Origin of the sequence: Shewanella aegiceratis (assembly GCF_019457495.1) — a bacterium.
GTDB lineage: Bacteria > Pseudomonadota > Gammaproteobacteria > Enterobacterales > Shewanellaceae > Shewanella > Shewanella loihica.
Map to the genome: position 1 here is coordinate 2,611,520 of NZ_CP080416.1, position 12,737 is coordinate 2,624,256.

12 protein-coding genes are annotated in these 12,737 nt (G+C 54.4%); 4 read left to right on the forward strand and 8 right to left on the reverse strand.

Annotated elements, in window-relative coordinates; genetic code table 11:
• Window positions 1–112 precede the first annotated feature (112 nt).
• The 3 genes from K0H80_RS11590 to K0H80_RS11600 all read left to right on the forward strand — a co-directional run bounded on the left by K0H80_RS11590 (window position 113) and on the right by K0H80_RS11600 (window position 1,474).
• Window positions 113–379, forward strand: coding sequence for a hypothetical protein (locus tag K0H80_RS11590; protein ID WP_220071675.1), 267 nt, complete (start codon window positions 113–115; stop codon window positions 377–379).
• Window positions 369–764 carry a hypothetical protein gene (locus tag K0H80_RS11595; RefSeq protein ID WP_220071676.1) on the forward strand — a complete coding sequence of 132 codons (396 nt, stop codon included), beginning with the start codon at window positions 369–371 and terminating at the stop codon, window positions 762–764. Before K0H80_RS11590 ends, K0H80_RS11595 begins: the two co-directional genes overlap by 11 nt.
• 95 nt (window positions 765–859) lie before the next feature.
• Window positions 860–1,474 carry a hypothetical protein gene (locus K0H80_RS11600; RefSeq protein WP_220071677.1) on the forward strand — a complete coding sequence of 205 codons (615 nt, stop codon included), beginning with the start codon at window positions 860–862 and terminating at the stop codon, window positions 1,472–1,474.
• Between the two features lie 577 nt (window positions 1,475–2,051).
• Here the strand turns inward: K0H80_RS11600 and K0H80_RS11605 are convergent.
• From K0H80_RS11605 to K0H80_RS11635, 7 genes are all read right to left on the reverse strand, one after another.
• Window positions 2,052–2,930: a DODA-type extradiol aromatic ring-opening family dioxygenase gene (locus K0H80_RS11605; protein ID WP_258406082.1), complete on the reverse strand. Its 879-nt coding sequence runs from the start codon at window positions 2,928–2,930 to the stop codon at window positions 2,052–2,054.
• Window positions 2,931–2,985: 55 nt separating this feature from the next.
• Window positions 2,986–3,960, reverse strand: coding sequence for a glutathione S-transferase family protein (locus K0H80_RS11610; RefSeq protein ID WP_220071678.1), 975 nt, complete (start codon window positions 3,958–3,960; stop codon window positions 2,986–2,988).
• Between the two features lie 78 nt (window positions 3,961–4,038).
• Window positions 4,039–4,479 (reverse strand): DoxX family protein, encoded by a 441-nt coding sequence (locus K0H80_RS11615; RefSeq protein ID WP_011866074.1) that lies wholly within the window; start codon window positions 4,477–4,479, stop codon window positions 4,039–4,041.
• 307 nt (window positions 4,480–4,786) lie between these two features.
• Window positions 4,787–5,695 (reverse strand): LysR family transcriptional regulator, encoded by a 909-nt coding sequence (locus K0H80_RS11620; protein ID WP_220071679.1) that lies wholly within the window; start codon window positions 5,693–5,695, stop codon window positions 4,787–4,789.
• Window positions 5,696–5,915: 220 nt separating this feature from the next.
• On the reverse strand, window positions 5,916–6,296 hold the full coding sequence (locus K0H80_RS11625; protein WP_011866076.1) for a cytochrome c3 family protein: 381 nt from the start codon (window positions 6,294–6,296) through the stop codon (window positions 5,916–5,918).
• Window positions 6,297–6,363: 67 nt separating this feature from the next.
• Window positions 6,364–7,962 (reverse strand): HAL/PAL/TAL family ammonia-lyase, encoded by a 1,599-nt coding sequence (locus K0H80_RS11630; RefSeq protein ID WP_434086648.1) that lies wholly within the window; start codon window positions 7,960–7,962, stop codon window positions 6,364–6,366.
• A 96-nt stretch (window positions 7,963–8,058) separates the two neighbouring features.
• Complete coding sequence (locus K0H80_RS11635; protein ID WP_220071681.1) at window positions 8,059–9,618, reverse strand: flavocytochrome c; 1,560 nt, start codon at window positions 9,616–9,618, stop codon at window positions 8,059–8,061.
• A gap of 195 nt (window positions 9,619–9,813) precedes the next feature.
• Here K0H80_RS11635 and K0H80_RS11640 point away from each other — a divergent pair, with 195 nt between their 5' ends.
• Window positions 9,814–11,337: a sigma-54 interaction domain-containing protein gene (locus tag K0H80_RS11640; RefSeq protein WP_220071682.1), complete on the forward strand. Its 1,524-nt coding sequence runs from the start codon at window positions 9,814–9,816 to the stop codon at window positions 11,335–11,337.
• Window positions 11,338–11,460: 123 nt separating this feature from the next.
• On the opposite strand, the gene K0H80_RS11645 is transcribed toward K0H80_RS11640, so the two are convergent.
• On the reverse strand, window positions 11,461–12,618 hold the full coding sequence (locus K0H80_RS11645; protein WP_220071683.1) for a porin: 1,158 nt from the start codon (window positions 12,616–12,618) through the stop codon (window positions 11,461–11,463).
• Window positions 12,619–12,737: the final 119 nt, after the last annotated feature.

The following is a 12,737-nucleotide window of genomic DNA, read 5'->3' on the forward strand; positions in this document are numbered from 1 at the left end:
CAAAGCACGTTCGCCAGCGAAGCTGGCTGGACCTCCAAAGCGCTGCGCGCTTTTCCGGCCCGTGTTCGCGGCGTTAGCTGTTACGTAATCTCGAAGGAAGGATTTAAAATTAATGGCAATTGATAGAGATAAAATAGCAAAGAAATTAAGCGAGAAGGGGGCTACTCGTCCTTGTCATCGTTGTGGGCAGAATGCCTTTACTGTTCTAGAGGGCTTCACAAATATCCAGATCCAAGATGATTTTTCTGCTGGTTTTTTCATAGGAGGCCCGAGTGTGCCTGTGGCACATATCGCTTGCAATAATTGCGGCGCAATCACCTCTCATGCGTTAGGAGCTTTAGATATGCTTCCTAAAGAGGGAGGAACCGATGGAAAATAATGAGCAAATAGCCAGCTTCGAAACAAGTGATGCTAGTGAAAGTCGCTTTGTCAATGAACGTCGTTCAAACGTAAAATCTGACTTAATTGAAATTACTGAAGATAAGCTAGAAAACATTCTCTTGAAACATCTTAAAAAAATGGGAACAAGAAAAGGCTGGCTAGCTCCTTTGGGTCTTTTCATATCGGTAGTTCTAGCAAATGTATCTGCTGCGTTCACTGAAAAATTCGGAATCCCCGCAAACACATGGGAAGCGGTTTTTATTTTAGCCGCAATTGGTTCTGGAATCTGGCTTGTTGCTAGCCTTATTGCAATGTGGCTAAACTGGAAAGAAAGTACAACTGATTTCCTTATATGCCAGATAAAAGACTCTGAGCAAGAGTAAAACAGCTAACAAACAAACGCAGCTTCGCCCTGCGGGCTGGACGCGCTAACGCGCGCCGCTGCTTTGGGCGTTATGCCTAAATATTTGGAACCCCAATGTGTAAATCTGAATATAAAGAAAAGTTTTTGGAAGCTATCAAGCTTGGTAACCAGTTGCTCTCAGGCTGGTCAGTAGATGCAGATGAGTTGGGGGATTTTATTGATAGAATTGAAAAATCAGGGAGTCAAAATCGCAACCGTTCTTTTAATAAAGAGTTAGTAGAGCTGCTAAAGGAACAATTAATTAACAAAGGCTTTGTTAAACCTGCGAATAAATGTTTAGAGTATTCCACCTACGCAGTTCAATTAATTGAGGATTTACAAGACCGAGGCCGATTACCTGAGCTGCCATTCTTTCTGACCGTGGGCAATGTCTATTACAAAGGTGAGCCAGAGCCATCGTTAGCAAGTAAGGAGTCAATAGAGGCTTTAATAAAGAAAGGTAAAGGCGTTTCAGACGTTAACATACACGTTTGGATAACTTCGTTCGATCTGAGTGTTATCGATCTTACTCTTCAGTTTTCATTAGCGGCCAAAGGAAAGCTCGCCGGTCAACCAGTTGCTATGGTAACTGATCCATTAAACAAAGATTATGTCTATGAACCAATTTTGGTAAACAATCTATTCGATAGAGCTATTTGCCATGGTGATTTAACCTCATCGTGGGTTTAGGCATAACAAACGCAGGCACAGGGACAAATCTTCCGCTGCGCTCCACATTTGCCCATGATTTGGGTGTTATCCCATAGAAATTTTTATCCGAAACTGACAGGTTAGAGTTAAGGCTTTAACTCGAAAATGTCCAAGAATATTTTAAAGCTGGGCTGTCCTGTAACGTCAAATCGAAGAGACGATAGATACTGGTGTAAACACATTTGTGACCTTCCTATGTATGGCCAAAAATGTTCCCGACATTTTTGGCATTCCCTCCTTCCGTGGAGGTCAGATGCCGAGGTAGAGCTCACAGGGAAGTGCTCGAACAACATCCTTGTCTAACGGCCAGTTCGGCATCCATGCCTCTCGTTCGTATGCACGAAGCTAGGCTTCACTCACCGTGTCACAAATGTGTTTGCACATAAGCCTTGCCGCAGGCAATTCAAAACCATGATGGTCAACGCTACCATCAGCGAAGTAAAAACCTATGCCGCTAAAGGTTACAATCTAAAAAGCCAATACCTTTATTCGACGGTCTACTTGCTTTTGTCCAAAATAAGTTATGTCGCGCAAGACACCTCTACCACGCTGATAGTTACTCGAGCCAGGCGTAGGTGTCTAGGGCGAGGATTTGTAGTTCGACGCTTTGGTGTAGTCGTAGTGGCGGCTTAGTGGCCTCATTAACTCCTTCGCCCTGTCCTGCGCCTAGGGCGACGTAGAAGGGCATCAGGTGTTCTATGCTGGGGTGGTTAAACCTGGCGTGTGGGGCCTGGCGCTCGACATCCAGCAGCGCGGGTAGATCTCCTTGGGAAAGCTTATCGGCGATCCAATTCACGAAGCTTTGCATTTTCTCTACTTTTTGCGGGTCGCCGGGGCGGCGAAACAACTCGCCCAGGTTGTGGCTGATGCCACCCGAACCCAGTACCAGCACGCCGTCGGCGCGCAGGGATTTTACCGCCTGTCCCAGGCGATAGTGATAGTTTGCGCCCTGACGGCTGTCGATAGAGACCAGCACCAGAGGGATATCCGCCTCGGGATAGAGACGGCTGAGCGGCGTCCAGAGGCCGTGATCCCAGCCAAGCTGCTCATCTAACTTGGCGTCAAACCCGGCGGTTTGCAGAAGATCCGCGACCTCGCCAGCCAGCTTAGGCGCGCCAGGGGCCGGATAGTTGACTCGGTAGAGGGCGTCGGGAAAGCCGTAGAAGTCGTGCACAGTGCGCGGGGCCTCGCTAGATGCGATACGCACCTTGCCACTGAGATCCGTGTGCGCCGAAAACACCAGTATCGCCTTGGGCCTTGGCAGCACCTGGCCCAGCTCGGCGAGAAACGCGGCGTTGTCGCTGTCATCCAGGGCCAACATGGGCGAGCCGTGGGAGACGAACAGGCTGGGCATTAGCCCGGCGCTGGTTGCTGTTGCTATGGTTGCTACCTTTAGCTGCTCACTCACCTCAGGGGAGATTTGTCTTGTACTCATGCTTTGACTCACTTTTAAACTCTTTCTGAACTCACTTTCGACTCCATACCTGGCGTCATAAGCTAACCTGAGGGCCGACAGGCACTATGCCTGTCGGATTCAGCGCCTTGATCGAATAGTAGCCCTGCTTGATATGCTCGATATTGACCGAGGCTGCGATGCCATCGAGGGCATAGATGCGCTGCAGATAGGCCTGTAGCTGCGGCTTCTGGGCGATCAGCTCACGGTTACACTTAAACAGGCCATAGTAGGCGACATCGAAGCGCACCAGAGTCACGAAGGCGCGAATATCCGACTCGGTCAGCTGCTCGCCGAGCAAGTAGGGGCGACCATCGCTCAGGGTCTGCTCCAGCTCATCGAGCAGGCTAAAGACGCCTTGATAGGCCTCTTCGTATGCAAACTGACTGGTGGCAAAGCCCGCCTTGTAGACGCCATTGTTTAGCTCATGATAGAGACGCTCATTCAGGCTATCGATAGCTTGATGCAGCCCCTGCGGATAGAGGTCCAATGCCGGATTTAGTGCCGAGTCGGTAAGGTGATCGAAGGCGGTGTTTAACATGCGTATGATGTCTGCCGATTCGTTATTCACTATCACCTGGCGCTGCTTATCCCAGAGCACGGGTACGGTCGCCCTGCCGGTAAAGCGTGGATCCACCTGGGTATAGAGCTGATGCAGATACTTGTGGCCATTGAGGATGTCGCTGTCTCCAACTACCTTGCTATCAATCGCGCCGCCAAACTGCCAGCCCTGCTCCGAAAGCACGGGGTTGACCACGCTGACACTGATATGCTCGCTAAGGCCCTTGAGCGCCCGCACCATCAGGGTACGTGAGGCCCAGGGGCAGATATAAGCGACATAGAGATGATAGCGACCAGACTCCGCCTTAAAACCGCCCTCACCCGTAGGGCCAGCCTCACCTGTCGGCGTTATCCAGTTGCGAAAGCTAGAGATCTGACGCACGAAACGCCCCTCATCATCCTTCGCCTGCACCGGCTGCCAATCTCCATTCCAACGACCATCGACTAACATCTGCTTCTCCTTCTAAACCCGTAACAGGATGCGGGGCATAGTCTCCTACACCCGCCCCTACCGTAAAATTGGCTAACCTTAGAGACGACCGGTCAGTAGCTTGTCGACCGAGTAGCGTCCACCGCCCTGCACCGCCAGAGATAGTGAGGCCGCCAGCAATATCAAGGCAAACTCGTAGCCGTTATTAGAGACAAACAGGCCGTTGCCCACGTGCAGCGTCATGGCCACCGCCATGGTGAAGGCCGTCAGCGCGGCGGCGGGACGGGTCAGCAGACCCAGCACCAGTGCCAGACCACCGAAGAACTCGGCGCTACCGGCCAGCAGGGCCATCAGGTAACCGGGTTCGAAGCCGACGCTGGCCATCCACTGCCCTGTTCCTTCCAGGCCATAGCCGCCAAACCAGCCGAACAGCTTCTGGGCGCCATGGGCGGCGAAGATGAGTCCTAGGGGTAGACGCAGTACCAAGGGGGCCAGTCCTGCATCGCTGTTAAGTAGTTTGATTAACGTTTGCTTGTTCATAGTGATCTCCTCAAAGATGTTTGGTTTGCAGCCTTTGGCCTTTGACTTTGATTAGATAAAAGTCATTAGCCATTCGCTGCCGATGAGGTAAATGTAGCTCTCAACGCTAAATTGATAAACATCACTATCATTTAATGATTAACAACAAAATGGCGATAATAAACCTAGACGGCAGATGGGGCTTACGTCTTTTAGCTTTGGTATTGGAGCATTAGTCTTGAAGCTTAGGGCTTAAGGCTTAGCGCTCGGGCGCGGAAAGCTTGAGGACGAGAAAGCTGGCTAAAGCTATAAAGCTAGCCAAAGCCAGCTAGTCGTCTATCGCATCCCAGTAAGGGGTCTTGCCATAGTATTGGCTCAGGGCGTCGACGAAACAGCGCACCTTGCTGGCGAGAAACTTACGGTGCACATAGACGGCGTACAGGCCAAAGGGCTCTGGCGTGTAGTCGGTGAGGATCGCTTTCAGCTTACCACTACGCAGGGCCTTGCTCACCAAGAAGGTAGGCTGCACCACTATGCCACGACCGGCGATGGCTGCCTCCACCAGCATGTCGCCGTTATTACAGGCCAGGTCGCTTGGGATCTTCAGCGCCGAGAAATGCTCTCCGAAACGACCGAATGCCGCGCCAAGATCCGAGTAGCTAAAGTGCAGATAGTTGTGATGGATAAGATCCGCCGGGGTCTTGGGCTCGCCGCGCTCGGCCAGATACTCGGGGGAGGCGCAGACAACCAGCTTGATCGGGGTGAGCTTCTTGGCGATAAGCGAGGAGCTCGAGAGCTGACCGATACGCAGCGCCACATCGACGCCATCCTCCAGCAGATCCACCTTCTTGTCCGTCAGGGTGATATCCAGCCTGACATCCGGGTGTTGCTGCTGGAACTGAACCAGGGCGCTCGGCAGATGGTGAATGCCGAAAGACATGGGGGCGCTGACCTTAAGCAGACCCGAGGCGGTCTCGCTGAGGTTGGTCAGGGCGTTATCCATCTCCTCGATATCGATAAGCACCTGCTGACAACGCTCGAAGTAGGCCCTGCCCGCCTCGGTCACATTGACCCGCCGCGTGGTACGATTGAGCAGGCGCACCTTGAGATGCTCCTCGAGCTGAGACACATACTTGCTGACCAGCTGCGAGGAGAGTCCTAGCCTGTCTGCCGCCTTGGTGAAGGAGCCCTCCTGCACCACGGCGGTAAAGGCCTTCATGGTATCGATTCTATCCAAGATAAGCTCCCCTATTCGTTCTTAATCAGTCGCCAAATTAGTCATCAGATGTTGATAATCAAAGACAAAGTAGCCTATTTAATCGAATAACTGAAGGTAATAGCTGGAAAATTGCGGGGAAGAGACAAAGAAAAAAGCAAAGAAAAAGACCACAGCAGCGGGAGCGTGCGCTGTGGCCCTTGTCCCCAGACTCGGCACTGGGCGCCCTAGCCTAACTTGGCTAACGTTTCATCTTAGGGTACTTAAACTCATGACACTGGTTACAGTACACCTTGCTCTCCTTGTGCTCCTGATGACAGTAAGTACAAGGAAGATCGCTGCCATAGTGCAGGCTGTCGTGGGGGTTTGGCTCTACGCTGTGGCCTGCCCCCTCGGGACGCTTGGTCAGCTCGGCCATCTCGGCCGCCGTGCCGTGGCAAGACTCGCAGGCACTCATCTTAGGTATACTCTTGCGTTTCGCCTCGCCATGACAGGCGCTGCACTCCACCTTGCCCTGCTCGTTGGTCATGATCTCTTTATGATAATCTTTTAACTTCATGGCCTGTGCGCCCGGCGCGCTCAGTAGCGCCGCCAAACAGAGGGCCGATAATACTCTTAACATCTTGAATCCTTATTGTGGGGCGCCCAGCGCCCCAGCTAATAACTTGCTTAGGCTAACGCCCAACCCATCAGTACTTGACGATGAAGTCGTGTGACGCCTGAATGTCTGGCGTGAACGGACGGTCAAGCTCGACGAATGACACCTGCTGACGATACGCCTGGTACATGGCCTGGGTCGCCTTACCTAGCTTAAGGTCGGCGTTGGCGGCCTTGCGCAGGTCGATCGCCTGGGTAGAGTGCAACAACTCCAGGCCATACATGGTGTTGATGTTGTCGACGATCTGGATCAGGTTATCGCTCGCCAGCTTAAGGTTTGTGAAGGTGTCTTCGATGTTACCGGCGATCTGGATGCCGTCGAATGACACAGGGGTCGCCAACATCTTGTTACGCACCTGCATATCCACGAAGGTCTTCTGGATGGCGCCGAAGGCGTGACCATTGTTACCCGGCGCGCTCAAAAAGCGTGGCAGATGGGTAAAGTGATCGTCCGACAGGTGAATGGTGCGCATGGCGCTGTTGTGAGACACATGGGTCAGGGCCACACTCAATTGCTGCACCGCCAGGGCCACGGGGAGCGGCTCGAAGTTGGTGGTTGGGAACACACCGCCCTTGCCTTCTACCAGGTACTTGGCCACCTGAGAGTTTTCGGCGTACTGCTTGCTGGCGCCCAGGATCACCCCAGGGTTATCGTCTGAGTGGTTGATCTGGATATCGATCACCTGACCGAGATCAGACAGCGCCTTCTGGGCACTCGCCAGGGTATAGGCGGTGGTGCGGTAGCTCAGCGGATCTTGCAGCGGACGCTCGCTGTTGAGATCCCACAGGTAGCTGCCAGAAAGTGAGCCTAAGATATCCTCAGTGGTCGCCTTCAGATAAGGGAAAGGACGAATGTCATTGGTCTGTGGCAGGAATGGCGCCACATTACCGTTTAGCCCTTCCAGGCTCAGGCCAAACACGGTTGGCGAGACCTGCAGCAGATGCTCGGCGTCCTGATAACCTTGCATGGCGTAGGCCACGGCGACCGAGTTGTTCGACAAAATAGAGAGCGCATCTTTACCGATAGGCTTAAGCGGCTTGACGCCAGCCTTGCTCATCGCATCGAGGCTGCTCATGCGCTTGCCTTGATAAAACACATCCCACTCGCCGATCATCGCCAGGCCCACGTGGGATGCCAGCAAAATGTCCGCCTCGCCTACTGTACCCAGCGATGGAATCACAGGCGTGATCCCCTGGTTCAGGTAGGCCTTGTAGATCTCGGCCACATAGGGCTGCACGCCGGTGTGACCAGACAAGATGGTATTTAAGCGAACCGCCAGGGCGACACGGGTGAGTCTTACCGGCATCGGCTCGCCAACGCCCGCGCTGTGTGCTCTTAGGGTGCTGTAGTTAAAGGATTTAGAGGCCGCCATCACCTCGGCGCTTAACTCACCGTTGGCATCGAACAGCTTGTGGTCCTTGTTCAGGCCAACGCCTACTGTGAGACCATACACAGGCTTACCCAGACGCGCCGCTTCCATCAGCAGATCGTGGGCCTTCACCAAAGCGGAGGCCGCCTGAGGCGCGATATCTACCTTAGCGCCATCGGCGATCGCCCAGGCCTGGGCCTGAGTCAGATGCTGACCGTCGAGCACCACGGTATCGCTTGCCATGGCGGCGCCTGCAGTCATCGCCAAGGCGCTAGTGGCCAGGGCGGTAGTTGCCAACAGAGTATTTACTTTTTTCATCATCAATTCCTTAATATTTTTCTCGGCTGCACACCTGTGCTAAGCCTGTTTTAATTCGATTGCCGCGCTCGCCGCGCAGATACGACCGGCGTTTCTGCCCGTCACCACACCTTCTGCCACGGCGCAAGCGCCGAGACGGCTCGCCCCATGGATGCCACCCGTCGCCTCACCGGCGGCATACAGGCCATCGATCGGCTCGTTGCTCACCAGGTGCAGCACCTGAGACTGGGTATTCACCTTCACGCCGCCCATGCAGTAGTGCACCTTGGGCCACATACGCACGCCATACCAGGGGCCCTCTTCCAGCGCCATGGCCTTCTGCATGGGGCGACCAAACTCCTTGTCTTCGCCGGCTTTTACCGCGTCGTTCCAGCGCGCCACCTGGGCTTTCAATGCCTTGGCGGGGATCTGATACAGGGCCGCGAGTTCTTCTAATGTGTCCGCCTTCTGGATCACCTTGTACTTGAGGCCCCACTCCAGGGTCTGGGCCTGGGCCGCGCCCTTGGCATTGGTAAATCCCACGGGATAGACGGGATTACCCTGGTCATCACGGCGGGTCATGATGGCATCGGCGCGAGCCTTACGGTCCGCCAGTTCGTTGAAGAAACGCTCGCCGGTGCGCACATCCACCACTATGCCGCTGGGATAAGTGGCGATGGTGTTGAACTGAGAGGCGGTGCCGAAGCCCTTCTCGTCCGGTGAAGCCCAGGGGCCGAGCTGGATCTGGTCCAGATGGATCGGGTTGGCGCCGATCAACATCATCTGCTTGAGGGCCTCAGAGGTCGCGCCGGGATGGTTGGTCGAGTCGAGATCGCCATTTAATTCAGGCTGCTGCATCTGACGATACTCGAGATCCCGGGAGAAACCGCCGGTGGCCATGATCACCCCCTTGCGAGCGCCGATAAGCCGCATTTTACCCGTGCGCTCCTGCGGGAAATAATAGCCATCGCGAACTTGGACACCGATCACGCGACCGGCCGGATCTTTCACGAAAGATTCGAGCTTGGTCTGATTTCGCATCTCGATACCATGCTGATTCGCCGCCTTGATCAGAGGGCGAATGATGCCGGCGCCTGAGCTCTGCACCGTCTGCAGCACACGCGGCAGCGAGTGGCCACCGAAGTGCTGCACAAAAGGCTTCCACTCGACGCCATAGGCCTCCAGCCACTGGCAAGACTCGGCGGTGCCGTTACACACCAGCTTGAGCATCTCGACATCGTTCATGCCGCGACCCGCCTTGAGCATGTCGGCCACCATGGTATCGACCGAATCCTTGATCCCCTCCTTAGCCTGCAACTTAGAACCGGCCACCGCCATGGCGCCGCCATTAATGGTGGAGTTGCCGCCAAACACGGGCATCTTATCGATCACCATGACGCTGGCACCGGCCTCTTTGGCCTGCAGCGCCGCCGACATGCCGGCGAAACCGCTGCCAATCACCAAGACATCGACTATCTCATCGAAATGAGGCGGTTTATCGCCACTACACTCGGCCGCCTGGGCGCTCATGGCACCCAGTCCCGCCACACTGACGGCCATCGCGGCGCCGCCTTTTAACAGCTGGCGACGACCCGGGCTTATCAGATCTTTCTGTTTCATTTTTAATTTTCCTTTCGACCATTTGAGCAAAGTAGAATCGGGGGAATTCACCTCGATTTCATGCAGATAAGATTGCACCCGGCATGCCAACTACCTAAAAAGAGGGGGATAAGGAACAATTTATGAAGGGGGGCACAGAATCACGAAATATGATGATCTACAATCACGAAACTTCGTGATCACCGTGACATATCAATGCAAAAACAATTCTATTTCGAAGCCACCCAGCGACTCTGTAGCAGCCTGGAGTTGGAGCAGTCCCTGCGAGCCTACTTCGAATATGTCAGGCAGCACCTGCCCATCGACGGCATCTACCTGAATATCTACCGCCCCGAATATGGCGACATCCAGTTTCTGGCCCATGTGGATGAGGCGCAGACTACGGCGCTGAATAAACAGGTGAAGATCTCCGCCGAGATGGAGACCCTACTGAGCCAGCCCGACCGCCCGGTGATCCGCATCATCAACGATCTCGAGCACGATCAGGTGACAGGCTTCGTCGCGCCTCAGGTGATCCCCAATATCCAGTCGGTGATTCTGCTGCGCATGCTCAGCGGCAACACCCATCTGGGGGTGGTGGGTTTCTATGCCAAGCAGAAGGCGCAGTTTTGTCATCGCCACGCCGAGCTTATCGAGCCCCACAAGGACACCCTGTCGCTGATCACCGCCTTTAATCTCAAGGGGCGCAACCTGCTCAGGGCCAATCAGGCACTCACCCAGCAAAACCGCCTACTCAAACAGGCCTTCAATCCCTGCGGGGTGATAGGTGCCGACTCTGGCCTTAAGCGGGTGATGACCCAGGTAGAGGCGATCGCCAAGCTGCATACCAGCGTGTTGATCCTGGGGGAAACTGGCTGTGGTAAGGAGGTGATCGCCAACGCCGTTCACTGCAAGTCACAGCGGGCCGACAAGCCCTTCATTAAGGTGAACTGCGGCGCCATCCCAGAGAGCCTCATCGACTCTGAGCTGTTTGGCTACGAGAAAGGCGCCTTCACCGGCGCCGAGCAGCGTAAGGCGGGCTTCTTCGAACAGGCTAACGGCGGCACCATCTTCTTAGACGAGATCGGCGAGCTTCCCCTGTCGGTACAGGTACGGCTGCTGCGGGTGCTGCAGAACGGCACCATCACCCGGGTAGGCGGTTTCGATGCCATTAACCTAGATATTCGAGTGATCGCCGCCACCCATAGAAACCTGCAGGCCATGGTGAAGAAGCAGACCTTTCGTGAAGATCTCTGGTATCGCCTAGCGGTCTTTCCTATCGAGATCCCCTCGCTGCGTCAGCGCCGCTCGGACATTCCCCTGCTGGTGCAGCACTTTATCGAGGTGCTGGCGGCCAAGTTTAATCTGGACAAGCTCCCCAGAGTCAGCAGTGAACAACTCGACAGCCTGAATCACTACCATTGGCCGGGCAACGTGCGTGAGCTGATCAACGTGCTGGAAAGGGCCATGATCGAAACCCCAGAGGGGCCGCTTAACTTCAACCTGACTCAGGTGGACAAAGTGGAACCCGCGGCCAGCAGCAAACATGAGACCATTATTATCGATCCCAGCCATGCCAGCGATAAGCTGGTGCCCCTGGATGTAATGGTGAGTAAGTATATCACCCATGCACTGCGGATCACCGGCGGTAAACTCTATGGGCCGGGCGGCGCCGCCGAGATGCTGGACATCAACCCCAACACCCTGCGCAGCAAGATGAAGAAGCTGGGGCTGTGTTAACTGCCAGAGCTAAATGCTTTTGTATTAATAGCTTAGCGTTAAAATCTTGGCGCTAGGCCTTTATATATCAGAGACAAAAAAGCACTCCGAGGAGTGCTTTGAACTTTGCAGGGAACAATCAAACTAGAAGAAGTAGCGGATACCGACGGCGTAGCTGTTGTCTTGTGCCGCCTCGAACCCCTTGTCATCCATGTCGCTGAAGTCGAACTTAGCTTCGGCAAACATCACGGTATCGCGGCTGTAGCGATAGTGCAGGCCTACTACGGCAAACTGACGTGTCCAGTTACCCTTGATGGCCGTAGTCTCGTCGGTATCCAGATCCTGATAAGAGATCAGGAAGCTTGGCACGAAACCATTGTCATAGTGGTAGGCCAGCAGGAACTCGGCGCCGGTAGAGTCATACAGCTGACCGGCCACCAATTCGTTTTGCTTGCTCTGATGGGCGTTGAAACCGACATAGAGGCCCTTGGCGTCGCGGCCCGGCGCATACTGGTAGAAGGAGCCATACTGGGCGCCGATACCTATGATCTCGTTGGTATCATCGACGCTAACTCCGGCCAACTCACCCTCGAAATCGCCGCGGTTAAAGCCGGCAAGTACCTTGAACTTATCGGTCACATGATAGGTCAGGTTGGCGCCATAGCTGGTGTCGAAGCTCAGGTGAGAGCCATCGTCCACCGCCTGACCATTCTTATCAAACAGAGCGACGTCACCATTTTGCTTGGCGGCGTATTGCAGCGCGATATCCAGGTCGCCGAAGATGTTGCGATAGATGAAGGCTGAATCGGCACGGCCCGCGCCCGTTAGGCCACCGTCACCGAAGGTATAGGCGCCGACCGAGTAGCCGGTATAGACGTTGAGCACGTCGGTGGTGTAGGCCACATCATAGTAAGCACCCCACTGCTTACCAAAGCTCAGGCTACCCCACTTGGCGTGAGACAGGCCGACATAACCCAGGCGGTTAAACAGGAAGTCTGAGGTCTTCTGCGCGCCCAGCTGGCCGCCCACATACTTGAGCGAATCGTCGCTGGTGACCATGTTGATGCCCCACTCGGTGTGAGCGAAGCTGCGCCAGCCGTTCTTCTCCTGACGGTCAAACCGGAAGCCGACACGCGAAAAATTATCAACTACGGCAGTATCATCACCATCGTTGACCGCGGCAAAACCTAGCCAGCCCATCATATTCAGAGCATTGGTTTGATCCTTGTACAACTCGATAGCCTGCGCCGAGCTGGCCATCAATACAGATGGGATCAACAGAGCCAATAACTTCTTATTCATCACATTTTCCCTTTATCAGTGTTTACGCTGTTTTTTTGTTAGCTTGGGTATTCCCAATGAGCTCTCTACCAGCAGCTAACGTGCCAGCACTGGATAAAAGGGCTGTATCGACAGGAAGT